General features: G+C 44.1%; 21 protein-coding genes. 10 read left to right on the forward strand and 11 right to left on the reverse strand.

The genetic code is table 11. The features are described from left to right. Positions 1-316: 316 nt before the first annotated feature. Together glgP and tnpA are read right to left on the reverse strand one after the other, a co-directional pair. A complete protein-coding gene (glgP, locus tag I5907_RS01185) occupies positions 317-1972 on the reverse strand; it encodes an alpha-glucan family phosphorylase (RefSeq protein WP_196988922.1) in 1656 nt (551 codons plus the stop codon). A gap of 442 nt (positions 1973-2414) precedes the next feature. Further along, on the reverse strand, positions 2415-2888 hold the full coding sequence (tnpA, locus tag I5907_RS01190) for an IS200/IS605 family transposase (RefSeq protein ID WP_231401925.1): 474 nt from the start codon (positions 2886-2888) through the stop codon (positions 2415-2417). A gap of 387 nt (positions 2889-3275) precedes the next feature. On the opposite strand from tnpA, the gene I5907_RS01195 reads away from it, so the two are divergent. Next, on the forward strand, positions 3276-4901 hold the full coding sequence (locus tag I5907_RS01195; RefSeq protein WP_196988923.1) for an ABC-F family ATP-binding cassette domain-containing protein: 1626 nt from the start codon (positions 3276-3278) through the stop codon (positions 4899-4901). A 270-nt stretch (positions 4902-5171) separates the two neighbouring features. Here I5907_RS01195 and I5907_RS01200 read toward each other — a convergent pair whose 3' ends face one another. The 7 genes from I5907_RS01200 to I5907_RS01230 all read right to left on the reverse strand — a co-directional run bounded on the left by I5907_RS01200 (position 5172) and on the right by I5907_RS01230 (position 12754). Beyond that, a complete protein-coding gene (locus tag I5907_RS01200; RefSeq protein ID WP_196988924.1) occupies positions 5172-5945 on the reverse strand; it encodes a LytR/AlgR family response regulator transcription factor in 774 nt (257 codons plus the stop codon). Between the two features lie 18 nt (positions 5946-5963). Continuing rightward, on the reverse strand, positions 5964-7055 hold the full coding sequence (locus I5907_RS01205; protein ID WP_196988925.1) for a sensor histidine kinase: 1092 nt from the start codon (positions 7053-7055) through the stop codon (positions 5964-5966). Continuing rightward, the gene (locus I5907_RS01210; protein ID WP_196988926.1) at positions 7052-8104 is read right to left on the reverse strand and encodes a sensor histidine kinase; all 1053 of its coding nucleotides are present in this window, start codon (positions 8102-8104) and stop codon (positions 7052-7054) included. Before I5907_RS01210 ends, I5907_RS01205 begins: the two co-directional genes overlap by 4 nt. Before the next feature lie 294 nt (positions 8105-8398). Next, the gene (locus tag I5907_RS01215; protein WP_196988927.1) at positions 8399-9211 is read right to left on the reverse strand and encodes an FAD binding domain-containing protein; all 813 of its coding nucleotides are present in this window, start codon (positions 9209-9211) and stop codon (positions 8399-8401) included. 135 nt (positions 9212-9346) lie between these two features. Next, positions 9347-11716, reverse strand: a complete 2370-nt coding sequence (locus I5907_RS01220; protein ID WP_196988928.1) for a xanthine dehydrogenase family protein molybdopterin-binding subunit — start codon at positions 11714-11716, stop codon at positions 9347-9349. Beyond that, positions 11713-12213 carry a (2Fe-2S)-binding protein gene (locus I5907_RS01225; protein ID WP_196988929.1) on the reverse strand — a complete coding sequence of 167 codons (501 nt, stop codon included), beginning with the start codon at positions 12211-12213 and terminating at the stop codon, positions 11713-11715. Before I5907_RS01225 ends, I5907_RS01220 begins: the two co-directional genes overlap by 4 nt. Positions 12214-12316: 103 nt before the next feature. After that, positions 12317-12754 carry an SRPBCC family protein gene (locus I5907_RS01230; protein WP_196988930.1) on the reverse strand — a complete coding sequence of 146 codons (438 nt, stop codon included), beginning with the start codon at positions 12752-12754 and terminating at the stop codon, positions 12317-12319. Positions 12755-13086: 332 nt separating this feature from the next. Here I5907_RS01230 and I5907_RS01235 point away from each other — a divergent pair, with 332 nt between their 5' ends. The 7 genes from I5907_RS01235 to I5907_RS01265 all read left to right on the forward strand — a co-directional run bounded on the left by I5907_RS01235 (position 13087) and on the right by I5907_RS01265 (position 19718). Further along, positions 13087-14007, forward strand: a complete 921-nt coding sequence (locus I5907_RS01235; protein ID WP_196988931.1) for a helix-turn-helix domain-containing protein — start codon at positions 13087-13089, stop codon at positions 14005-14007. 63 nt (positions 14008-14070) lie between these two features. Next, a complete protein-coding gene (locus I5907_RS01240; RefSeq protein ID WP_196988932.1) occupies positions 14071-15171 on the forward strand; it encodes an XdhC family protein in 1101 nt (366 codons plus the stop codon). A 105-nt stretch (positions 15172-15276) separates the two neighbouring features. Beyond that, positions 15277-16266 carry a GTP 3',8-cyclase MoaA gene (gene moaA, locus I5907_RS01245; protein WP_196988933.1) on the forward strand — a complete coding sequence of 330 codons (990 nt, stop codon included), beginning with the start codon at positions 15277-15279 and terminating at the stop codon, positions 16264-16266. Between the two features lie 204 nt (positions 16267-16470). Further along, entirely contained in the window at positions 16471-17364 is an 894-nt protein-coding gene (locus I5907_RS01250; RefSeq protein ID WP_196988934.1) for an AAA family ATPase, read from the forward strand. Beyond that, positions 17361-18482, forward strand: a complete 1122-nt coding sequence (locus tag I5907_RS01255) for a vWA domain-containing protein (RefSeq protein WP_196988935.1) — start codon at positions 17361-17363, stop codon at positions 18480-18482. Before I5907_RS01250 ends, I5907_RS01255 begins: the two co-directional genes overlap by 4 nt. 9 nt (positions 18483-18491) lie before the next feature. Continuing rightward, complete coding sequence (gene fdhD, locus I5907_RS01260; RefSeq protein WP_196988936.1) at positions 18492-19316, forward strand: formate dehydrogenase accessory sulfurtransferase FdhD; 825 nt, start codon at positions 18492-18494, stop codon at positions 19314-19316. Between the two features lie 18 nt (positions 19317-19334). Then, a complete protein-coding gene (locus I5907_RS01265; protein ID WP_196988937.1) occupies positions 19335-19718 on the forward strand; it encodes a DUF7009 family protein in 384 nt (127 codons plus the stop codon). A 126-nt stretch (positions 19719-19844) separates the two neighbouring features. On the opposite strand, the gene I5907_RS01270 is transcribed toward I5907_RS01265, so the two are convergent. Continuing rightward, positions 19845-20033 (reverse strand): hypothetical protein, encoded by a 189-nt coding sequence (locus I5907_RS01270; protein ID WP_196988938.1) that lies wholly within the window; start codon positions 20031-20033, stop codon positions 19845-19847. A 221-nt stretch (positions 20034-20254) separates the two neighbouring features. On the opposite strand from I5907_RS01270, the gene I5907_RS01275 reads away from it, so the two are divergent. Further along, a complete protein-coding gene (locus tag I5907_RS01275) occupies positions 20255-22558 on the forward strand; it encodes an FdhF/YdeP family oxidoreductase (RefSeq protein WP_196988939.1) in 2304 nt (767 codons plus the stop codon). Between the two features lie 103 nt (positions 22559-22661). Continuing rightward, the gene (locus I5907_RS01280) at positions 22662-23747 is read left to right on the forward strand and encodes a DNA topoisomerase IB (RefSeq protein WP_196988940.1); all 1086 of its coding nucleotides are present in this window, start codon (positions 22662-22664) and stop codon (positions 23745-23747) included. A 195-nt stretch (positions 23748-23942) separates the two neighbouring features. On the opposite strand, the gene I5907_RS01285 is transcribed toward I5907_RS01280, so the two are convergent. Further along, positions 23943-26309 carry a transglycosylase domain-containing protein gene (locus I5907_RS01285; RefSeq protein ID WP_196988941.1) on the reverse strand — a complete coding sequence of 789 codons (2367 nt, stop codon included), beginning with the start codon at positions 26307-26309 and terminating at the stop codon, positions 23943-23945. Between the last annotated feature and the right edge of the window lie 118 nt (positions 26310-26427).

Below are 26427 nucleotides of genomic sequence, written 5' to 3' on the forward strand. Positions count from 1 at the left end.
TAAAATAATGCTTTTATACTACCAGATGCAGGTATTTATAATTTCCATAACAGCACCCTTTAAATTTTAGCTGCAAGGCAATAGGCGTTAAATTGCCAGGCTATGATTTTATAGTATGTTATTAGCAGCCATATTGTAAACGAGACGGTGATGTATGCAGCCAGGCTGTGCCCGTTGCTGCATAGAGCGCTTGCAGTACAAGAGTGCGACGCAACAACAGCCTGATGCATGTTCTGCAGCCGGGTACATAATATTTCGTGTATAAAAAAAATCCCGCCAGTTTCCTGGCGGGATCTGATTTGACATACACAGTATGTTATTGATACATCAGTTCATAATACTCGTGGGCCATACGATTACTGTCAAACTGGAAGCGCACATCACGCATTCCGTTTTTCATGATCTGGCGCCAGGTATCGTAATTGTCATAGTATAATGGCAATACCTGGTTTTCGAGAATGTCGTACATTTTATCGAGATCGTATTGATCCTGTTCATGAACAGTCATGTTTTCATAGTCTGCTTTTGGCACTACAAAACCGTTGTGACCATGGTTGATAAACTCAGGTATCCAACCATCATCTGTTGAAAAGTTTACTGCACCGTTCATGGCTGCAGTCATACCACTTGTGCCCGAAGCTTCGCGGGGGACACGTGGGTTATTGAGCCATATATCTGCTGCCTGCTTCAAACGTTTGCTCAGCCACAATTCATACCCGATTAATACAGCCATATTTTTGTAATTCTTACTAAGGTGTACCAGGCTGTTGAACTGTGAAATGGCAGGATAATCTAACGGGTAAGGCTTGCCTGCCCAGATGATCTGCACAGGGTATTTCTTATTGTTCATAAGTGCTTCAAACCTTTCTTTGTTGTGGGTAATCATGTCTGCACGTTTATAACCTGCAAACCTGCGTGCCCATACAATAGTGAGGATATTTGGATCAAACAGTTTTCCTGTCTGGTCTGCAATCACATTATTGAATGCCCTTCTTTTGAGGTATTTCTTCCTGTCATCGTAGGCCCAGTCATTCCCTTCTTCCATGGCACGATAAGACTGCTTATCTGCCCAGTAGCGCCAGTTTTGCGCATTGGTAATAGAAATGATCGGGCATATACCGGTGTACTTACCCCACATCTCCCTCGACACATGACCATGGAGCTGCGATACGCCGTTGGCAATTTTTGCAAAACGCAATGCTACGAGTGAGTGGTTAAACTGGTCATCTGTTAAGCCGGTAAGTCTTCGTACTTCATCTATGCTGAGACCGCAGAAATAACTCATCTTATGGCAGAGGTAAATGTCATGTTTTTCGTTGCCGGCTTCTTCCGGTGTGTGGGTAGTAAACACAAGGTGTTTGCGTACCATATCCACGCTTTTGAATTTATTGAGCAGGTAAAAAACAGAAGATATACCATGCGCTTCATTAAGATGATAAAAATCGGGAGCAAAACCCAACTCATCTACCAGTTTTGCGCCGCCTACACCCAGCAGTATAAACTGGGCAACTTTTGTTGCTACGTTTGCATCGTACAACCGGTGTGTAATGGTTTGAGACACGTAATCATTTTCCGGCAAATCTGTACTGAGCAGGAACATAGGTGCTGTGTTGAACGTCTCAGGGTTGAGGTAATATGCCTTTACCCAAACAGGATGTTCATGTATCAATATCTGGAACTTGATTCCTGGATCTTCGAGAAAAGAATATATTTTTTCCATCCAGGTGACCTGTAATGTCTGGTCCTGGTTGCGTGCCTGGTCGTAATAGCCGTATTTCCACAAAATGCCTATACCGATAAGATTCTGCTTTAGTTCATACGCACTACGCATGTGAGAACCAGCCAGGAAGCCAAGACCACCACTGTAAATCTTTAATGCATTGTGTACAGCAAACTCCATTGAGAAATAGGCAACACGTTTAGAATATTGCTCATCTACCTGGTAAGGAACCTGAAAACTTCTAAAATTCATGTCAATCGTTTTGGTGAAAAATGCGCCGCAATTTAGCTTTTATTATTTAAACCGTATTTCTTACACATTAAAATGCAATTAGCACTAAAGTAAGAACGTGATAATGCAGCTTTATGTTTGAAAACGGTGAATAAATATAGGGTACAAACGTTTGCAGTGGAGAAATTGTGTACGTAATATATAGCAGGTGTTTCTGACGTGCATCTTATATTGGAATTTTACAGAAGCGTGGTTAAGATACTATCATTGCTGAACGCCCTGAGATGTGTTGCATTGTGTGTGCTGATTATTGATAGATTTTGACCGTTGAGAAAACGTTATGAGCTTGCTGCAGCTTCTTGTAAACAGTAAGAGTGGCTATAAAAATAAATGGAGTGAGAAAGTCATTTTTTGCTGTTACCCCGCCCTTCAGGGCGGGGGAGGAAAACAACTCCTGATGGCTTTAGCCAAATTGCCGAAAATCATATTTATCAATGAATGTATTGTACTCTTCTTCGAAACTCTTCCTTTTATGATGTTCTGCCTGTTTATCAATATAAGTTCGCACGGTGTCAAGCATTGACTCACTTACTGACACAGCAAAGTATTCATCCTGCCATTCGAGACGGTGGGATTTAAATCCTGATTTGTTGTTAAACCAGAAAGATGATTCCCCTTTTATAAGCTGGGCTACTTTTTCTATTGTTTGATCAGAGCCTAAAGATATAAGGCAATGCACATGATCAGTGTAGCCATTTACCCTATCCAGGTAAATATTTTTCTTTATTGCATTCTCCCTTATGTGTTGAAACAATTTATCTCTGAACTTATCTATGAGGATTGGTTGCCTGTTTTTAACACTCCAGACATAATGTATCCACACTTTTATATATGGCATTTTAATGCTGAAAGTAAGGCCCTGTTTGGCTAAAGCCAATTAAATATTTTCATTTGCCGCGCCCTTAAGGGCGCGGCAATACCTGAGAAAGCATTGTGATAAAGAAGCATGCACGCTGATTAAAAGAAGACAGATTCCACTTTTACTCTGCTATTACCCCGCCCTTCAGGGCGTGGGAGGAAAACAACTCCTGATGGCTTTAGCCAAATTGCCATTCAAAAAATAACTGCCAATGCAATATTGCTCTTCGCTTTCGCCACAGGCCAAAAACACGGATCGCTGCAGCCGCCATAAAAGCGGAACGTTGAAACGAGCGTGGCAACAGCCGATGCCATGAAAAACTATCGCCGGCCCCATAAGTTTCTTTCCTTTTTATTTCCCGTGTTTAGCCGTACTTTTGCACCCTCAAAATTTAGCAAGTAATCAATGATTAGTGTAAAAAATGTAACACTGGCTTACGGCAAGCGGGTGCTGTTCGATGAGGTAAACCTAAACTTTACCAAAGGCAATTGTTATGGCGTTATTGGTGCGAATGGTGCCGGTAAAAGTACATTTCTTAAAATATTAAGCGGTGAAATTGAACCTAACAAAGGCTCTATAGATATTACGCCCGGCGAACGTATGGCGGTATTGAAACAAAACCAGTTTGAATTTGATGAACAAACGGTTTTAAACTCTGTACTCATGGGCCACAAGCACCTGTGGGATGTAATGCATGAGCGCGAAGCCATTTATGCCAAAGAAGATTTTACAGAAGAAGATGGCATGCGTGCCGGCGAACTGGAAGCCGACTTTGGTGAAATGGGCGGCTATGAAGCGGAAAGCAATGCCGGCAGCCTGTTAAACGACCTTGGCGTAAAAGACGAATACCACCAAAGCCTGATGAAAGATATTCCGGGTACGCTTAAAGTGCGTGTATTACTGGCGCAGGCTTTATTTGGCAACCCCGACATCCTGTTGCTGGATGAGCCTACCAATGGCCTCGACATTGAAACAATCGGCTGGCTGGAAAACTTCCTGGCAGACTACCAGAATGTGGTATTGGTGGTAAGCCACGACCGTCACTTCCTGGATACGATCTGCACACACGTGGCAGATGTTGATAAGCGCAAGATCAAGATCTATACCGGCAACTACACATTCTGGTACGAAAGCTCACAATTAATTGCACGGCAGCTTACAGACAAGAACAAGAAGATGGAAGAGAAGCGCCAGGCGCTCATCGACTTTATTGCACGCTTTTCTGCCAATGCATCGAAGAGTAAGCAGGCAACTTCGAGAAAGAAAGCACTGGAAAAACTGAATATCGAAGAAATTGAACCGTCCAACAGGAAATATCCCGGCATCATCTTTCAGCCATTGCGCGAAGTGGGCAACCAGATTTTAAATGTTGAGAAGCTGAGTAAAAGCGTTGATGGCCGTCCATTGTTTAAAGACCTTTCATTCAGCATTAATAAAGGCGAAAAAATTGCTTTTCTTAGTAAAGACCCGCTGGCTGTAACCAATTTCTTCGAAATCATCAATGGTAACGGCACCGCAGATGGTGGCTCGTTTGAGTGGGGCACAACAATTACCAAAGCATACCTGCCATTAGAGAACCAGGAATTCTTTACAGAAGGCCTAACGCTGATGGATTGGCTGCGCCAGTTTGTACCACCACATGTTACTGATGCAGATGAACCTTTCCTCCGTGGTTTTCTTGGTAAAATGTTGTTTAGCGGAGATGACATCATGAAGAAAACAAACGTATTGAGCGGTGGTGAAAAAGTGCGCTGTATGATCAGCCGCATGATGTTGCAAAACCCCAACCTCATTGTGCTCGATCAGCCAACCAATCACCTGGACCTCGAAAGCATTCAAAGCTTTAACGATGGTTGCCAAACCTTCCCGGGTATTGTTTTGCTTACATCTCATGACCATACATTTATGCAAACTGTTGCCAACCGTGTAATTGAGTTAACGCCTAAGGGCACCATAGACAGGCTGATGACGTTTGATGAATACATGGAAGATGCAAGGGTAAAACAACTACGCGAAGAAATGTATGCGTAATAAAAGGCTTATCAATAACGAACCCGCAGAATTGCGGGTTTTTTTTTTGAGCCGTGCTTTTGTAAATTATGGCATCGCCTGTTGCGTCGCACTCTTGTACTGTTGAAGCATTATTGGGCAAAGCGAAGCTTTATACGCAGCCATGCACAAATGAATATTTTCCCATGCGCTGCCTGCAGATACAAAACGCCGCAGCCGCCATAAAAGTAGAACGCTGAAGTGAGTGACACAACGGGCGATGCCACCTGCACCGCTGCCGGTTACACATACTTACTTACCCATCCATTTTTTAAAGTCGGTAACTTTTTCGCGGCTTACAATCGTTTCTTTGTCTATAGATGGTTTTAACTGTAACAGCAACCTGTTGCCAAAGTAATCATGTATCTGCTCTATGCTCTCTACAGAAACATAGAAAGAGCGGCTGATGCGAAAATAACGTTGCGGATCGAGCATATCTTCCAGCTCATCCATTGTGTAGTCTACCACAAACTTCCTGTTATCAATTGTTTTAAAGAAGTTCAACCGGCCATCACTGAAGAAGTAAGCAATATCATCTGTTTCAATAGACACCAGTTTCTGGCCATGCTTAACGAGAAACCTTTTCCTGTATTCTTTTGGCTGTAGCTTTTGCTGCAGTTCTTTCACCAGTGCGTCCATACTTATCTCGCTCTTATCTGCAGGCTTAAAACCAACCATGGTTTTAAATTTTTCCAGTGCAGCACTCAGTTCTTCTTTCTGCACCGGCTTCAGCAAATAATCGATACTGTTTACTTTAAATGCTTTCAGTGCATATTCATCGTAAGAAGTAGTAAAGATTACAGCACTCTTTACTTTTGTGCGGCTGAATATTTCAAAACTCTGCCCGTCAGAAAGTTCAATGTCCATCAATATCAGATCTGGTGCCGTATGCGTTTCAAGCCAGTTTACGGTACTTTGTATACTGTCTGTTACGCCAATTACTTCTGCGGCATCATCTACTTCTGCCAGGGTTTTCTGTATTTTTTTTACAGCAAGGTCTTCGTCTTCTACAATCAATATTTTCATGTGTCAATTGTTTTTTGGTTATGGTGATGATTGAACAGATGGTTGTGTATGAAAGGCTAAGTGTTTATCGCCTGTATTGTTCCAGATCAGCGGAAGAATAACGGTAAAATTCCGCTGGTCTTCCAATATTTTAAAACCCTGCTGCTGCAACAACTCGTACTTCATTTTTATGTTTGATAAACCCACTTTGTTGGAGTGTACATTCTGCGTTTTCCGGTGCAGGTTGTTGTTGATGGCAAGTTTATTACCGGGCATACTGAAAATATCTATCGACAAAGGCGATTGCCTTGAAATAACATTGTGCTTTACCGCATTTTCTACCAGCAACTGCAGCGTAAGTGACGGAATTAAATAGTTGTGGTATTTCCTGTCTACTTCTACCTGCAGGTTTATTGTATCGCCATGCCTTGTTTTCAGCAACTCGAAATAAGAGTTGATAAACGTTAGTTCATTCTGTAATGTGGAAAGCCCGTCTTCATTATTGCGTAACAGATAGCGGTACACTTTGCTAAGGTCGTTCAGGAATATTTCTGCCCTGTCAGGGTCTTCTGTTATAAGGGAAGAAAGGGTATTAAAACAATTAAACAAAAAGTGCGGGTTTACCTGGCTTTTAAGTGTTTCAAATTCATATTGTAAAGCCATTTGCTCCAGTTGTTCTTTTTCGGCAAGGCTTTCTTTCCATTTCGAGATCATGTATTCCGCTTCCCATGCGGTAGTGGCAATCAGCGTAAGTGCTACGGCAGCTATAATGGCAAGTCGCAGGTTATTACCGTCAAATACATAACCCAGGAAATGAAGCATGTCATAACCATAAAAAAGCGTTACAAAAGTTAGCGATGAAAGACCCACATGCGTAAAAAACAACAGTAAAAGCCGGTAAACGGCCTGCTTTAAAAACGGGAACCTTACCCGGTAAAAATGCATGGCCACTATATGCAGGTACCATGAGCAAAAGCCCTGCAGGTAAATGATCGGGAAAGAGTACAACCACACTTTTACATCACTCCATATTCTTTCCCCAAACAACAGGTAATTAAGCAGCACATCAATAAAAGGCATCAATGCAAAGAAAGTGATCCATTCCATTCTGTTGGGTTTCCAGGGGCTCATATCAGCACCTCCTCCTTTTCCCCGATCAATGGCACATTGATCATCTGGTATGCACCGGTATCTTTAACAATAATATATTTGTTGCACAACAACCTGAATTTTTTAGACAGGTTTTGAATGCCCGTTCTGTCAACCAATGTATCGGTAAGTTTACGCTGAACATTGTTTTTTATTTGCAGCCAGCCATTTTCCGTTACCGTAAGTGCTATTTTCAATGGCTGATCTTTACTTATTGCATTCATGTTGAATGCAGACTCGAGCAATATCTGTAAAGTAAGCGGCGGCAACTGCCTGCTCATCTGTGATTCTTCAATATCAATCGTAAGTTCCAGGCCCTCGCCGTGTCTTTCTTTTAACAGGTAGAAATAAGAACGTGTAAACTGCAACTCTGTAGAAAGATCCACCAGTTGTTCATCGCTGTTCTTAAGCAGGTACCTGTAAACCTTACTCATTTCATCCAAAAACTTTTCGGCTTTTACAGGTTCATCATGTATCAGGCAAGACAAAGAGTTGAGGCTGTTAAAGAGAAAATGCGGGTTTAGCTGGCTCTTCAACCCCAGCAAACGGCTTTGCATGTATTCTGTTTTCAACGCCTCGGTTTCAGTAATGGTGGTCTTCCATTTTTCAAAACCTGATATTCCTTCATGCAGGAGCGTTATAAAAATATTGATGATAACACCGGCCATCAACATCCACTTCAGCCGCGTTTCATCTGCAAAATTGCTGGTGATGCTCAGTTTGCTGAACACCCAGAAAATGCCCGAAAAAGTAAGTGCAGTAATGATCACAAACAGCACAAGTGCTATGGACAAACGCCTGATCAGCTGCTTATCATCCGGGAACCTGTTGCGCAGCGTAACCGCAATCCACGTAAGCACCTGCCAGGCAACCGTGATAGCCACCACAGAGACCAGCGTAGCAACCGGGAAAGCCCATAAAGTAAAGTAACCGCTTCCCAGGTAAACAAAGTTTACCATAAAAGCCAGCACCGGCATAATGATCAGTATGATCAGCCTGTCTTGCCTGGTATATTGCGGAAGTTTAATCATGTATGCATTAACCCTTCCTGCAATTTACAATAGCGTTGCCTATTTTACGTGTTTCACCAGATGAACTGCTGCCTGTGCGGATGGATTGTGTTTTTCCGCGTACGGGCTGTTACAATAAAGGGATATTTTGTGTACCCGGCTGCAGCAATACTGCTCATCGTTCGTTGCGTCGCACACTTGTACGGCAACAATACTACTCAGCAGTGCAATACCTTCTTACACCATTACAATCCTGCACCGGCACAAAAAAGGCGGCATGCTGCCGCCTTTATACCTGTTAACAAACGAATCGCTTTACGAAACCGCCTGCAACGCTTTTTTCAGGTACACCTTTGCCAGGTGTTTCCTGTATTCCTCAGATGCATAATGATCGCTCATGACAGATACACCTGCTATGGCAGCATTAAGCGCAGCATCGATTGATGATGATGCAGCAGCTTCTGCCCCACCATCTCTGAAAGGCGTATCACTTACTCCTGTAAAAGCAATATTGGTGGTGCCATCGGGCTTGCGCATTATGGCGCAGCCCACAATAGCAAAGCGCGATGCCGGCTGTACAAATTTCTGGTATGTTGTTTTTGTACCTGCAGGTGGCACCGGAATCCTGATGGCGGTAATGATCTCCCCTTCCTCCAGCGCGGTGGTAAACATACTTACAAAAAAAACGGCAGCCTGTATTCTTCTTTTGCCCCTGGTGCTTTGTACTTCAATGGCTGCATCTGCAGCCAACACCAGTGCACTCCAGTCAGCCGCAGGGTCAGCGTGTGCAAGGCTGCCCCCGATTGTGCCATGGTTGCGTACCTGCACATCACCTATCCAGGAAGCGCCTTCCGCAAAAAATGGCAAATGCTGTTTAATGAGTTCATTGCCTGCAATGGCCCCATGGGTGGTAGCGGCGCCAATCACAATTTCACCATCTTCTTCTTTTATACCTTTCAGCGCGTCTATCCTGGTAATGTCTATCAGCTTGCCGGGCTGGTTGAGGCGCAGCTTCATAGCAGGTAACAGGCTGTGCCCGCCGGCGAGAATTTTACTGTCTTCCGATAAAGCAGCCAGTGCTTCATCTACAGTTGTTGCTCTCTGGTAATCGAATGCAACTGGTATCATGGTTGTGAATAATTAGTAGTTAATAATTGTTGATTGCTGCATAACGTACCGGACGTACAAGAGTGCGACGCAACGAAGCTTCATGCATGCACCACTGCCCGGCTCATTATTTTTCTTTTCTTTTTTTGCGCTTTATTACTGCATGGCCCGCCACACCCTTTCAGAGGTAAGCGGCATACGAATATCCTTTACTTTATGACCGCCACTCCACAAGGCGTCGATCACCGCATTTACAACCGCTGGTGTAGAACCTATGCAACCTGCTTCTCCTGCACCTTTTACACCAAGCGGGTTATGCGGACAAGGGGTAACCTGGTTGGCGGTTTCGAAGAACGGCACATCATCTGCCCGCGGCATACAATAGTCCATGTAAGAACCATTGGTAAGCTGCCCGTTCTCATCGTATTCGGCGCCCTCGAACAATGCCTGGCCAATACCCTGCACAAGACCACCGTGTATCTGCCCTTCCACGATCATCGGGTTAATGATATTACCCACATCATCTACCGCCACAAAACGCTGCAGTTTTACCTTACCAGTTTCTTTGTCCACTTCCACAACGGCTATATGGCAACCAAACGGGTAAGTAAAGTTTGCAGGGTCATAAAAGCTACTGAAATCAAGCCCCGGCTCCAGGCCTGCAGGATAGTGATGTGGCACATAAGCGGTAAGCGCCACATCGCCAAAGGCAACTGACTTATCGGTGCCTTTTACTGTGAACTTTCCATCGGCAAAATCAATGTCGCCTTCGCTTGCTTCCAGCTTGTGCGCGGCAATTTTCTTACCTTTTTCTACAATTTTCTCAATACTCTTCATAATGGCAGATCCGCCAACAGCAAGACTCCTGGAACCATAAGTACCCATGCCAAATGCCACGCTTTCCGTATCGCCATGTACTATTTCCACGTCTTCCATGGCTATACCCAGTTTGTCAGCAACCACCTGTGCAAAGGTTGTTTCGTGGCCCTGGCCATGCGAGTGCGAACCGGTATACACACTTACCTTGCCGGTAGGCTGCACCCGTACCTGTCCTACTTCGAATAAGCCAGCACGGCAACCCAACGACCCCACCACTGCTGATGGTGCTATACCACATGCTTCTATATATGTAGAGATACCCACGCCTAACAAATGGCCATTGTTCAGCGCTTCTTTCTGTGCGCGGCGAAAATCTTGGTAGCCGAGCATCTGCAGCCCTTTCTCGAGCACGCCGTGGTAATTACCGCTGTCGTACTGCAAGGCCACCTGTGTCTGGTAGCCGGGTTGCGTAACACCATCGAATGGCGGTATAAAGTTTTTGAATCTTAATTCGGCAGGGTCAACATTCATTTCATGTGCTGCAAGATCCAGCATGCGCTCCAGCAAATAAGTAGCTTCGGGCCGGCCGGCACCGCGGTAAGCATCTACAGCAGTAGTATTGGTAAAGGTTCCGGTAACATCTACATTGATCTTTGGTGTAGTGTATAAACCCTGTAACAATGTACCATGCAAATAAGTAGGCACACAGGTGCTGAATGTGGAAAGGTATGCACCCAGGTTTGCATATGTTTTTATACGCAATGCCGTAATTTTTCCCTCGGCATCAAAACCCATTTCGGCTTTTGTTACGTGGTCGCGGCCATGTGCATCCATTAAAAAAGCTTCGCTTCTTGTAGATGTCCATTTTACCGGCCTGCCTATTTGTTTGGTACACCACGTAAGCAATGCTTCTTCGGTGTAGTGAAAGATTTTGCTGCCGAAACCTCCGCCTACATCAGGCCCAACCACTCTTACTTTATGTTCCGGTATACCCAGCACAAATGCGCACATCAGCAAACGGATGAGATGAGGGTTTTGTGTACTCGTATACAGCACGTATTTATCGTTGAATGCATCGTAAGAGCTGTTGTAACTGCGGGGCTCCATGGCATTTGGTATCATACGCTGGTTTACAAATTCAAGCGTGGTTACGTGTGCCGATGCGTCAATGGCTGCATTTACTTCTTCTATAGGGTTGCCCAGTGCCCAGTCGTAACATGTATTACCGGGTGCTTCGTCATGCACAAGCGGCGCACCTGCTTCTGTTGCTTTTTTTGCATCTACCACACAAGGCAGTTCTTCATAATCTACCATAACAGCTTCGGCAGCGTCTACAGCCTGTTCATAAGATTCTGCTATTACTATGGCAACCGCATCACCAACATGCCTTGCCTTATCTGCAACCAGCAACGGGTGCTTAGGCTCTTTCATGGTATCGCCATTTTTGAAGTTTACCTGCCAGCCACATGGCACCCCGTTTACATCTGCCACATCTGCGCCTGTGTATATAGCAACAACACCCGGCATGGCCCTGGCTGCAGCGGTATCCACGTTCAGAATTTTTGCATGCGCATAAGGGCTGCGTACAAAACATGCATACGTTTGCTTTGGCAATACAATGTCGTCTGTATAATTACCACGGCCGGTAATAAATCTTTTGTCTTCTACCCGTTTTACGGATTTTCCGATCCATCCATTTGTGCTCATACAGTAGCCTCCTCTTTTACATTTTGTGTGGTGGTCATTTTATCAGCCGCAAACTGCACAGCTTTTACAATGTTGTGGTAGCCTGTGCAGCGGCAAAGATTGCCTTCCAGGGCCACGCGTATTGCTTCTTCTGTGGGCTGCGGGTTGTGCTGCAACAGGTCTGCCGAGGTCATGATCATACCAGGCGTACAAAAACCACACTGCAAACCATGGCATTCTTTAAAGCCTTCCTGCAAAGGGTGCAGTTCATTGTTGCCGGCAAGTCCTTCAATGGTGGTTATTTCACCCCCATCTGCCTGTACTGCAAGCATGGTGCAGCTTTTGGTGGCCCTGCCATCAAAATGAATGGTACATGCACCGCAACTGCTGGTATCACAACCAACATGGGTGCCTGTAAGGCGCAATACATCGCGTAAATAATGAACAAGCAGCAATCGTGGTTCAACGTCATGAGCATAACTCACCCCATTGACCTTTACATGAATTTTGACACTCATAAAGGATTATTTATTGATAGAAATTTTATGATACCGGCAGTAGTATTTCATGGCATCGGCTGTTGCGTCGCAATCACTTTATCGTCCGGAACTTTGGGCAACACTAAGCGAGTTCTTTCTCCATATTGGTAAAGAATTGTTTGCTCAGGGTATTGGCAACGCCGCCTACCACCCGCTGGCCCATGCTTGCAAGCATGCCGGATAATTTTACGTCGCCGTCAAAAGCTACTTCTGTCTGGTTATCCGCAACAGGCTTCAAATCAATTTTTATAGCAGCACTGGCATTACCAACCTTACTGTTTTGCTGCACTTTTAATGTAAATCCTTTTTCTTCCTGTACATCTTCCATTTCCAGGTTGCCGTTAAATGAAGCACTTACCGGACCGAGTTTCACGCCAAGCGTAGATTTAAAAGAATTGCCTTCTATCCGTTCAAGTTTTTGAACTCCCGGTACAATGCGGGCAAGCGTATCTGTATCCATTAACAATGCCCATACTTTAGCCGGCGAAGCATTTACTGTGTGGTTTCCTGTAAGCTGCATAAACAATCGTTGAAAAAAATGATCACTAAATAAAGGAGGTTGTCAATCGTTACAGCAATTTCCGAATTAAGTTAGTCAAAAAAACAAACAATGGTATTAAAAAACAGAAGGATTCTATCATTTTGAAATAAGCAGCATACACAAACAGCGCAAAAGCAATGATTGAATTGCATCATTATATTCGGATGCCTGCACGTTGATTTCAAAACCATTGTACAACCAGTTTACCCCGGTTACAGATGACCGTTGACCATGTTACCTGTGAATGAAAATGACAACATACCATTTTCTCTTAGGCGCGAATGTCTTAAATTACAGTTTTAAGCCGCTATATGAATAAGTCATTGCTCAACATCCGTACGCACCTGCAGCAACGTACACTACAGCAGGTGGTAGAAAACCGTACTGCTTACACGCTCGATCATACAGAGCTATGCATTTATGAAACACGCGAAAAAGCTTTCGAGGTAGGCTTGCGCTTCGACATACCGATGCTTGCAAGCATGATCACCGGTAAGAAGATCATGCACATAGAAGAAAAACCTGCATTTGAGTTTTTACCTGGGCAGAGCGTGGTATTAACGCCAAAGAAAACATGTTATATAGACTTTCCTGAAGCTACTGACACCACCCCTACAGAATGCCTTACGCTTGCTATAGCACCGGAAAAAATTACTGCTTTCTGTGAACGACTCAATGAAAAATGTACGTTGCCTGATGCACAGCAACAATGGAGTTATAATGCCACAGGCAGCCAGTTTGTAAACGATATAATGATTAACCAGTTGCTTAACCGGCTCATTTTAATATGCACAGAAAATAACACTGCCAAAGATTTCTTCGCCAATCTCGTGCTGCAGGAACTCGTGGTACGTTTAATGCAGTCAAATCAAAAAAACACATTGCTCGATAATCATAAAATTTATAAAACCAATAACCGGTTTGCACATGTAGTAGAATACATCCAGCAACATTTGCAGGATAACATTACCGTAAAAACGCTAAGCCGCCAGGCTTATATGAGCGAACCACATTTCTTCCGTTGCTTTAAGCAACAATTTGGCATGTCTCCTGTAGAGTTCATCAATGAGCAACGCATCAAAGCGGCCAGGATGATGCTGCGTGCCGCAGATATCAGTATCTCCGAAATCAGTTTTGCCTGTGGTTTCAACAACCTCAATTACTTTCTGCGTATGTTTAAAAGGCATACAGGCCTTACACCAGCGCAATACCGTAAATCGATGCTCATCTAAAATGATAGGATTTTTACCGTGTTCCGCAATTTCTGTTTGTAATTTTAGGTAAGCGGTCAGAATATGAAAGAAATAAAGTCAATAGCAGCAGCATATAACGAAGTAGATTTCTCAGTTACAAAAGCAGCACTGGCTACGGTTGCCCGGGTAGAAGGATCGTCATACAGGCGCGCAGGCGCCAGGATGCTGGTGCTCGATAATGGTAATTATTTTGGTGGTATCAGCGGTGGTTGCCTGGAAGGTGATGCATTGCGCAGGGCGCAAAAAGCCATTGCCCAAAACAAGCCATCTATCATTACTTACGATACCACCCAGGACGACGGCGCCCAGATCGGCGTGGGTCTTGGCTGCAACGGCATCATTGATGTATTGTTCACTCCGTTACAATACAACGATAAAACAAACCCGGTAGAACTCCTTAGTACAGTTACCGAAACAAGAGAATCAAAAATTATCGTTACCATCACAGGTGCAAACCAGCATGACCTGCTTGGCAGAACGATATTATACTCCACTAATGAGCAATTTATGAACGAATTTCCTGTTCAGCCGCTTGCCTCAAAAGTGCTGGAAGACATTCATCGTGCTCATTCAAAACAATCATCCTCCACTGTCACTTATGAAGACGCAGGAATAAAACTTTTTATAGAAGTTATTTTGCCTGTTATGCACCTTGTTTTATACGGCGGCGGGTATGATGTTTATCCCATGGCAAGAATTGCACGGGAACTGGGCTGGAATGTTACCGTGGTTACAAATATCAGCAAAGCAGGCAAAGCACTTTTTTCCACGGCTACACAGGTGCTGCACAATAACGGCACAGAGCAGCCTGTCATTGATGCATACACTGCCGTTGTTTTAATGGCGCACGACTATAAAACTGATTTTGCCAATATGCTGCAGATGCTTGCAACAGCAACCGGTTATATCGGCATGCTTGGCCCGCGTAAGCGCACGCAAAAAATGTTCGATGCGCTGGCTGCCGGGGGTCGTGCTTTAGGCGAACAAAACTTACAGCGTATCTTTAGCCCCGCAGGCCTGGATATTGGCGCAGCAACGCCCGAAGAAATTGCACTGTCCATCTGTGCAGAGATCAGGAGCGTATTTGCAGGCAGAAAGGGTACCAGCCTGCGTTTTCGTGAGGGAACAATTTACGGTAACTAAAAATGGAGAGTGTGTTATAAGCAAATCATGAACCGGTTGCACTAACCTTATTGCATACAAAAACCGCTCTTTTCACTGGTCATTTCTCATCACTCATTAATCATCATGCTTACAGATAACCACGGAAGAAAAATAAATTATGTTCGTCTTGCTGTAACAGACCGCTGCAACCTGCGCTGTTTTTATTGCATGCCGGAACATGGGCTCGACTGGCTTTCACGCAACGAACTTATGAGCTACGAAGAAATGATGCGCATCTGTTCCATACTGGTAAAAATGGGCGTAGAAAAAATTCGCATTACCGGCGGAGAGCCTTTCGTACGAAAAGATATCATGCAGTTTCTTACGGCACTGTCAAAGCTTAACGGCTTGCAACATCTTACACTTACAACAAACGGTGTGCTTACGGCACCGCATGTTCCCGAATTAAAAAAAATCGGTGTACAATCTGTTAACCTGAGTATGGACACGCTCGACCGCAATAAATTTTTTACCATTACAAAACGCGATGAACTACCCGCAGTACTCGATACACTGGAGCAGCTCATCAGGCACAACATCGACGTTAAGATCAACGCGGTGGTGATGGATGGTAAAAACATAGACGACATTATACCACTGGTTGAACTCACTAAAAACCTGCCGGTAAGTGTACGGTTTATCGAGGAAATGCCTTTCAACGGAGAAGGCAACCACTACTCGCACCTGCACTGGCATTACATGCGCATACTCCGGAAAATAGAGGAACAATTCCCCGCCATACAAAAGCTGCAGGATGCACCAAACAGCACGTCGTATAACTATCATATACCCGGCCACCTGGGCAATGTTGGTATCATCGCGGCATATTCAAGAACTTTTTGCGGCACCTGCAACCGCATTCGTTTAACGCCGCAGGGCATGCTCAAAACATGTTTATACGATGATGGTGTTTTAAACGTACGGGATCTCATGCGCAGTAACCTGCAGGATGATGCTGTTGCAAATGCACTGACAGATGCTTTGCATCACCGTGCAAAAGATGGCTTTGAGGCAGAACGTTTGCGTAAAGAAAAAATGCCGGCGCATGAAAGTATGGCAACGATTGGCGGTTGATACTAGCGTTGTTATAAGCAGCTATTATGAGCCGGGCAGCAGTACTGCTATATGTCTTCTGTTGCGTCGCACTCTTGTACTGCAGCAAGTAATGCAGCAAAGCGAAGATCACAGCGTATAAAAAGATCTACGTCGTTCCTTATTATCAGATTTTGTTTATCACATCTTACCGTAAAATTTTAAAATGTTTCACCGTTTATTGCTATGATACAGTTGAATGATATCAAACAAATGCTGTTGCAGCAAGGCTATATAACAGATGATTCTGTAGTAATGTCTGTATACTTATCCCTGCAGTTAAATAAACCATTACTGATAGAAGGGCCCGCAGGTGTGGGTAAAACTGAAATTGCCAAAGTAATGGCAAAAGCATTGCAAACAGAGCTCATCCGCCTGCAATGCTACGAAGGGCTTGATGCAACGCATGCATTATACGAATGGAATTATCAGCGCCAGTTACTGCACTTAAAAATGACAGAACACGCAGACCAGACCATTGATGAAAAAGAACAAACAATTTTTGGTGATACATTCCTTATGAAACGGCCACTCTTACAGGCTATTACACAAAACAAAAAAACGGTTTTACTCATCGATGAAATAGACCGCAGTGATGAAGAATTCGAAAGCTTCCTGCTCGAAGTGCTCAGCGAATGGCAGATAACTATACCTGAAATCGGCACCATCCGTGCCAGCAATATTCCACAGGTAATCCTTACAGGTAACAGAACAAGAGAACTGAGTGAAGCTTTACGCAGGCGCTGCCTTTACCTCTACATCGATTACCCCGATTTTGAAAAGGAATACCTGATTGTTAAAAGCCGCAACAAGGATATTGACGCAAAACTTGCAGAACAGGTTACGCGGTTCATGCAGCAACTACGCACAATGAAGCTGGAAAAAACACCGGGCATAGCAGAAACACTTGACTGGGCAACTGCGCTTGCAGCTTTGCATATCGATCACCTGGATAAAGATATTATCGGGCAAACATTAGGCGTAATAGTTAAAGATTGGAGAGATACACGAAATGTGCAAATGTCCCTCAGCGAACTGATGGAAAAAACAGGCATCATTTCAAAAATCGATGTGGCATGATGCAACGGCACACCTCGCTATCGGCCAACATCGTGCAGTTTTGTCGCTTCCTGCGTACAAAAAATTTCTCCCTTGGTGTAGAGGAAGAAACAGCCATACTAACCGCCTTGCAATGCATAAATTACCAAAACAAAGATGTTTTCAGGGTTGCGCTTAAAACGCTCTGCTGCCGCAGCAGGCAACAGTTAAAAGAATTCGACGCACTCTTCACGCAGTACTGGAAAGAGCTGGCAGAAGCAGTAGATGCCAAAATAAAAACGCAACAGCAACAAAGCGCTAAAAGCACGGCAAAAGACGCCTCATTCAAATCACTGAAAGCCTGGCTTAATGGCAACAAGAGCGATGAGCAGGAAGAAGTAGCCTCTTACAGCGTTAATGAAAATTTATCGAAGAAAAATTTTGCAGACGTTACGGGCGATGAAATGGAAGAACTGATGCGCACCATAAAAGCCTTGTCACGCAGGTTAGCCGCACAAATCAACCGGCGCTACGAAAAAGAAAACCGTATAAACCTTCCCGATCTGCGCAGAACACTTCGCAAAAATATGCGCCGGGGCGGAGAATTATTAGAACTCGCTTTTAAAAAGCCCAAACAAAACCGCACGAAGCTGGTGGTAATATGCGATGTAAGCCGGTCAATGGAATTATATGCCGCGTTCCTGCTCCAGTTTATGTACGCATTTCAGCATGTGTATAAACGCACAGAAACATTTGCATTCAGCACTTCTTTACAGCACATTACCCAATTGTTGAAGCAACACGATTTTACTGCAGCCATGCGCCTGCTGGGTGATAAAAATGAAGGCTGGAGCGGGGGTACAAGAATTGGCAAAAGCCTCAGCGCTTTTGTAAAAGATTATGCCAACAGGTACCTGGATAAAAAAAGCATCGTCATCATCATGAGCGATGGCTGGGATACCGGCGATATTGAGCTGTTGCAACAAAGTATGCAAACCATACAATACAAAAGCAAAAAAGTAATATGGTTAAACCCTCTTGCCGGTTACGCAGATTATAAACCACACGTTGCAGGCATGAAGGCGGCACTTCCCTTTACAACTGTATTTGCACCTGTACACAACGCAGAAAGCCTTAAAAGCTTAAGTAAATGGCTCTAAAACATAAGTATGAAGTCCACCACAACACTGCATATTCATAAATACAAACAACAACAGCATTTCTATACAACAGACATGCTGATAGAAGAATTACCGCTGCAAATAGTGGTTGAGCATGGCAGCAAAGATAACCGCGTGCAGGAAGAACTTTCCGTAACCATGCGCACACCCGGCAATGATGAAGACCTGGTTCGTGGTTTCCTTTTTTGCGAAGGTTTCATCAACAACGCAGCAGATATTGCTGCAATGGAAATTGCACCTGCAGATAACAACAAGATCACCATAAAACTGCAGCCTTCGATTACGTTTACTACCGGTGGCAAAAAAAGAAACTTTGTAGCGGCAGCTTCCTGCGGATTTTGTGGCAAAACAAATGCAGCAGAAATGTTGGAGCAATCTTATGCGCCACTTAGCACAGCATTTACCATTCCTGCAGCAATGCTCTACAAGCTGCCTTCATTGTTCAGCACATCTCAAAATCTCTTTTCCCAAACAGGCGGTTCGCATGCCGTGGTATTAACTGACAGCACGCTAAGTTTGTTACACCTATCTGAAGATGTTGGCAGGCATAATGCTACAGATAAGCTGATTGGCAAAATGCTGGCCGCTCATCAATTACCGCTGCAACACAATATCATGTTGTTTAGTGGCAGGTTGGGTTACGAGCTTGTGCAAAAAGCACTAAAGGCCGGCGTTCCAATGGTATGTTCTATTGGCGCACCTACCAGCCTCGCTATAGAAATTGCCGCCCGCAATGGCATGACTGTTGTTGGATTTCTAAAAGAAAACACTTTTAATATTTACTGCGGGGAAGAGCGAATCCTGCAGTCATAAACACATAAGCACTTACACATGAAACTCCGTTTCGAAAACAATACTGTACGCATTCGCATACGCAAGTCAGAACTGGTGCATTTAAAGGAACATAACAACATTACTGAAGCCGTTTCCTTTCCAGTTAAGGCTTTTACTTACGCATTACAAATTGCAGATGTAAAAGAGATCACACCCGTGTTATCAGAAAGCAACCTGCTTATTCAAATTCCTGTTGTTAAAGCCAGCGCATGGATCGACAGTGATGAAGTGGGGTTATATCACCTGGTAGATATTGATAACGATGAAGCGCTTGAAGTAATGATTGAAAAAGATTTCCCGTGCAAGGAAAGACCAGATGAAGACAAGACTGATACATTTACGGAGCTTGCAGCACAAAAAGGTACACGTAATAATTGTTAGGAGTTTTTTTGGTACCCGGCTGCATTGCTGCTATGTAGCTTCAGTTGCGTCGCACACTTGTGCTTTCTTTTCATTATTCGGCAATGGCAATCCTGTTACTGCAAAACACAAGTGTGCAACCTTCAACTATGCTTTTTCGTCTTCTTTATCCTTTTCTTCATTTTCTTCAAAACCTTCTTTTACACCCTGCATTACAGAAGAAAACGGGCCTTCCATATGCTCCTGCGGGTCTGTAGTATGTAAGGTTTCTTCATCTGGTTTTACTGCTGCGTCTTTGTTGTCAGCTTCCTGCTTGTTTTTTTCTGTGTTTGACATATGATGATATTTATGCCATTCTAATATCAATTAACATGCCTTTCCACACAGCCGCACAATGAATGGTTGTACAAACAGCAGAAGACTGCATATTGCCGCCCGTTGTTGTTGCAGTACAAGAGTGCGACGCAACAAAAGCCCGATAGTAGTAATGCAGGCCGGCCCATCATTTCTTTTTTTAACTATTCACGCATATATATGTTTTACTAAATTACAGTTGTATGGAAAAACAACCGGCAGATATATCGCTTACACCGTTGCGTCTTTCGCACTTGCACCAGGGGCCTATGCAGCACAAGGCTGTAGGAATACCGGCAATCGTATCATCGGTAAAACAGATGCTTACTTATATGCATGCAAAAGACGCGTGGAAGGCTGCATTTGCGCTGAACCAGAAAGGTGGTTTCGATTGCCCGGGATGTGCATGGCCCGACCCGGATGATGAGCGTTCTCAAATCGGCGAATATTGTGAGAACGGTATAAAAGCCATTGCTGAAGAAGCACAGAAAAAACAGGTTACTGCTGATTTTTTTACACAACACTGTGTGCAGGAAATTGGTTCGTGGACAGATTTTGAAATTGGGAAAAAAGGGCGGCTTACGCAACCAATGTTTTTAAAGGAAGGTGCCACGCATTATGCACCTGTTAGCTGGGATGAAGCGTTTGAAATAATTGCCGGTGAATTGCGCAACAGGCAATCGCCCGATGAAGCCATCTTTTATACTTCCGGCAGAACAAGTAATGAAGCAGCCTTTTTATACCAGTTATTTGCCCGTATGGCGGGTACGAATAATTTACCAGACTGTTCAAACATGTGTCATGAGAGCAGCGGAGCAGGTCTGAACGATACGATAGGCGTGGGCAAGGGCACTGTATCGCTGGAGGATATTCATGAAGCGGAACTGCTGATTATTATGGGGCAAAACCCCGGCACCAATCATCCGCGCATGTTATCTGCTTTGGAGAAATGCAAAAAGAATGGTGGTAAGATCATTGCTGTAAACCCGCTGCCAGAGCCGGGTTTAATGTATTTTATTGATCCGCAAAACCCGGGAAAAATAGTAACAGGCGGCACGGCGCTGGCTGATCTTTTTTTGCAGGTGAGGATCAATGAAGATGTTGCGTTGCTGAAAGCGATTATGCTGCTGCTACTGGACGCGGAGGAAAAAAATGAAGGCAGTGTTTTTGACAAAAACTTTATACACGCACATACCGCAGGCTATCATGATTTTATCAGCAACCTGAAAAACCATTCGGCTGAAGTATGCATAGGCCAGAGTGGTGTAGCAAGAGAACTGGTTGAAGCAGCCGTAGCATTGATAAAAGAACGCAACAAAATTATTGTGTGCTGGGCCATGGGCCTCACGCAACATAAAAATGCAGTTGACAATATAAAAGAAGTGGTGAATCTTTTGCTGCTGAAAGGCAGTATTGGAAAGAAAGGTGCAGGTGTTTGCCCTGTACGCGGCCACAGCAATGTACAGGGCGACAGGACAATGGGCATATGGGAAAAAATGCCGGATGCTTTTATGCAACGGCTGCAGGAGGTTTTTCATTTTGAACCACCGAAGAAACACGGGCTTGATGTAGTGGAATCTATAAAGACAATGCATGCGGGCAACGTAAAGTTGTTCTTTGCCATGGGTGGCAACTTTCTATCGGCAACGCCTGATACAGCTTTTACTGCGCAGGCTTTACGTAATACCAACCTTACGGTGCATGTGTCTACCAAGCTAAACAGGAGCCACCTTGTACATGGCAAACAGGCATTGATATTACCCTGCCTTGGCAGAACAGAGATAGACCTGCAGGATGGCAAGCCACAATTTGTGAGTTGTGAAAACTCGATGGGGGTGGTGCAGATGAGCAAAGGGGTTTTGCAACCACATTCAAAAACATTGCTGAGTGAAGTGGCAATTATTTGCGGCGTGGCAAAAAAGGCGCTGGGCAATAGTACTACTATAAACTGGGACCTGATGCAAAGCAACTATGACCACATACGTGATGTAATAGAAAAAGTAGTTCCCGGTTTTGATAATTACAATGAGCGCGTGAGAAAGCCGGGCGGTTTTTACCTGCCCAATGCAGCAAAAGAAAAACACTTTAACACTAAAAACGGTAAAGCCAACTTCTCGGTACTTCCGCTGCCTGCAAACCGGCTGGCTGATGACGAATACATGATGATGACGATAAGAAGCCATGACCAGTTTAATACCACCATTTACGGCATGAACGACCGCTACCGCGGCATACACAACGAAAGAAGAATTGTAATGATGAATGAAGCAGACATGCTTGCTGCCGGGTTTACAAAGCATGCCGTTACAGACCTCGTTAGTTTTTACGACAATACCGAACGCGTCGCTTCAAACTTCATTGTTGTGCCAATGCCCATTGCGCGTAAATGCGTAGCTACTTACTTTCCTGAAGCAAATGTGCTGGTATCAATCAACCAGGTTGCGCATACCAGCAATACCCCGGCCTCTAAATCTGTTGTGGTGAAAATAAGAAAGCACAATACCTGATTTTGTAGAATTTATTCCGCAAAAAGATGTGTGCAGGAAGGCAGGCAGGATAAATTTTAAAAGGCACAAAAATTTCTATTGCTACTGTGTATAAACATCTTACATGGAAGCCATAGAAATAATCCCTGTACTTAATAAGCAAAAGATAAAAAGAATTGGAAAAGATCCCGTAAAAGCTGCAAAGGCAGTAGATCTTATTTACGTGTCAGACGCTGAACCAGGTATACACCGCATAAGGAACAAAACCACATTTGATTATATCCTTAATAAGCGGAAGCTAAAAAACAAGCAACAACTAGAACGCATCAAAAAGCTGGTAATACCACCGGCCTGGGAAGATGTATGGATCTGTGCTCTTGAAAATGGCCACCTGCAGGTTACTGGAAAAGACGCGCTGCAACGAAAACAGTACCGCTACCACCCTTCCTGGAATGCGCTGCGCAACCATACGAAGTTTTTTAAAATGGCGGCTTTTGGCAAGGCGCTGCCTGGCATAAGGCTGCAACTGGAAAAAGATCTTGCACTACCCGGTTTGCCGCAACGCAAAGTGCTTGCTGCAGTGATAAGCCTTATGCAGCGCACCAACATACGCGTAGGCAACAGTCTTTATGAAAAACTCTACGGATCTTTCGGGCTGACCACACTTAAAGACAAACACGTTGATATCAATGGCAGCCGCTTACATTTTACATACAAAGGCAAGAAGGGTGTATACCATGATGTAAACATACAAAGCAAACGGCTGGCCGGCATTGTAAAACAATGCAGGGATATACCTGGTAAAGAACTGTTTCAATACTTTGACGAAAACAAGGAGCGCAGAAGTATTGATTCGGGAATGGTAAACAACTACATTAAAGAGATAAGCGGGGAAGATTTTAGCGCCAAGGACTTTAGAACCTGGGCAGGTACCGTGAATGCATTTATTGCATTTAAAGACCTTGGTTTTTTTGATACGCAAACAGAAACCAAAAAGAAAATTGTGGAGGCACTGGACAATGTGGCCAAAAGCCTTGGCAATACAAGAACGGTATGCCGGAAATATTATGTGCATCCTATGATCATTAACATGTATGAAAATAAGACACTGGAGAAATATTTTGCTGATCTTGAGCATATGGAAGCTGACGATAACAAAGCTTCATTAACCGCAGAGGAAAAGATGGTGATGAAAATACTGGAATCCTGAAGACAGCCTGATGCAACAGCCGTGTGAGAAAATAAAGCAGGTTGTGTATTGCTGAAATATTTGCTGCCGTACAAGTGTGCGACGCAACAGGCGACGATAGTAGTAATGCAGCCGGGTACACATAAATAAACCGATAATTTGAGGGAATAAAAAAGGGCATCGCTGATGCCCTTTTCATTTTACAGAACCAATCTGTTACTGCCCGGATTTCTTTGGCATTATAGCCTTTGGTTTATCCGTGCCGTCAGGTAATTTTTCTTTTTTTGAAGTATCGGGCAACTCGCTTTCCGGTTTTATGTCTTCGGGCCTTGTTTGCGGCAACAGTTCTTCTGCGCCGTAATCATTTGATCCGCCATTGCCAACATCATCTCCTTCGGCGCCAAGGTCTACCGGTACATCGTTTATCCAGTCGTAGCTGATGTCATTTTGCATAACCTCGGGTTTTGCAAATACGGAGGAGCGATCGAGCGCTACGTTTTTATCGGTAGAAGCTTTGGCATAAAAGTAAGCCCACATAGGCAATGCAGCAGACGAACCCTGCCCGAGTGCGGTACTGTTGAAGCGAATAAAACGGTCGTCGCAGCCCGTCCATGTACCGCACAACAGTTGTGGCGTGTAACCCATAAACCAGGCATCACTGTTATCGTTGGTGGTACCTGTTTTACCTGCAATTTCTCCACTTACGCCATAACTCCAAATTCTGCGGCCTGTACCAAACTGCATTACGCCCTGCATCATACTGATAACAGAGTAGGCCGTTACATCGCTGATGACTTCTTTGCGTTGCGGCGTAAAAGTTTGCAATACATTACCGTTCTTGTCTTCAATACGGGTAATGTACATGGGCTTTACATTGAAACCGCGGCCGGGGAACATGCTGTAAGCCTGCATCATTTCCATCAATGAAATTTCACCTGCACCCAAAGCAAGCGATGGGTAAGGATCGAGCTTTGCTTTTACATCGCAATTGCGGAGAAAATCGATGAATCTTTTTGCACCTTCATTACCGCCGCCCAGTTGCTGCATGATGTAAGCAGTAGCGCAGTTCCTTGACGTTGCCAATGCTTCTGCCATAGGCATTGTGCGGCCGGTACATGTTTTGGGTGTAGCAGGTACCTGCCCAAAACCTTTGAATGTTTGCTGCACATCTTCTACCATGGTACCAGGTGTAAAACCTGCATCTTCTATGGCAAGACTGTACAACAATGGTTTGATGGTAGAACCTACCTGGCGTTTGGTATTGAGGTTTACGTGATCGTATTTATAGGTCTTGAAATCTATACCGCCTACCCACGCTTTTACTTCACCGCTCAGCGGGTCCATTGCCATAAAGCCTGCCTGCAACATCTGGCGGTGGTACTTAATGGAATCGTAGGGCGTCATGGTAGTATCTTTTGAACGGTTGTTGTTCCATGCAAATACCTTCATGGGTGTTTTTACTTTGAAGGCTTTTTTTATTTCCTCTTCGCTTAGCCCTGCCTTTTTCATGTTGTTCCAGCGGTCTGAGCGTTTCATAGCCGCTTCCAAAACATTTTCGTGCCCTTTCCACACTGCACCGCTTTTTACATCGCTTTGAACATTCAGCAGTTTCTGCATGTAAGCCATATGTTTGGCTACCGCTTCTTCTGCATACAACTGCATACGTGGGTTAATGGTTGTGTAAATTTTTAAACCGTCTTTGTAAATATTGTAATTGCTGCCGTCTGCCTTTTTATGGTCTTTTCCCCATTTCTTTAACTCCTCACCCAACACCATACGAAAATAAGGTGCAAGACCGGCTGTTTCATCGAGCTTTTTATAATTTAACTGTATGGTCTTTTTCTTAAGGTCGGTAGCTTCTGTGGCAGAGAGGTAATTGTTGCGGACCATCTGGTCGAAAACAAGGTTTCTTCTGTCAAGTGCATTTTTGGGATAGATGCGCGGATTGTAGGTTGTTGGGGCATTTACCATACCAATAAGCACCGCCGCTTCTTCTACACTCACACGATCCGGTTCTTTACTGAAGAACGTTTTTGAGGCATTGCGTATACCAAAAACATTGTCACCAAATGCTACGGTATTCAGGTACAATGTTGCAATCTCATTTTTAGTAAAGTTTCTTTCCAGCTTCACTGCTATAATGCTTTCTTTCAGCTTTTGTATCATACGCAGGAAAATATTGCTGGTACCCCAGTTCTCTGTAAAAAGGTTTTTGGCGGTTTGCATGGTAATGGTACTTGCACCACCTTTACTGCCTAAGAAGAAAACGGCTCTTGCAAGTGATCGCGGATCTATACCACTGTGGTCATAAAAACGTTCATCTTCTGTTGCAATCAATGCTTTTATAATGTTTGGACTAATGTCTTTGTATTCCACATTCACCCTGTCTTCCAGGTAGTATTTGCCCATCAGTGTACCATCGTCTGCATATACCTGGCTCGATTGAGAGGCAGAAGGGTTTTGCAGGTCGCTGATAGACGGCATGGAGCCGAATACACCAAAATCTGCAAGCAGTAATACGAGCAAAAAAAAGACAAACCCAAAAATGAAGAGCCGCCAGAGAATTTTTACTGATTTTTTCATGACAGAATTTAAACAACGCAATTTAGGTGATTTAATTACGTGCAAATATTATTCCGCCATTCACTTTAGCATTTTTGTAAACATTTGGGAATTGCAATGGTGCAGCGTTTTGTATACC

The sequence above is a fragment of the Panacibacter microcysteis genome (assembly GCF_015831355.1).
GTDB lineage: Bacteria > Bacteroidota > Bacteroidia > Chitinophagales > Chitinophagaceae > Panacibacter > Panacibacter microcysteis.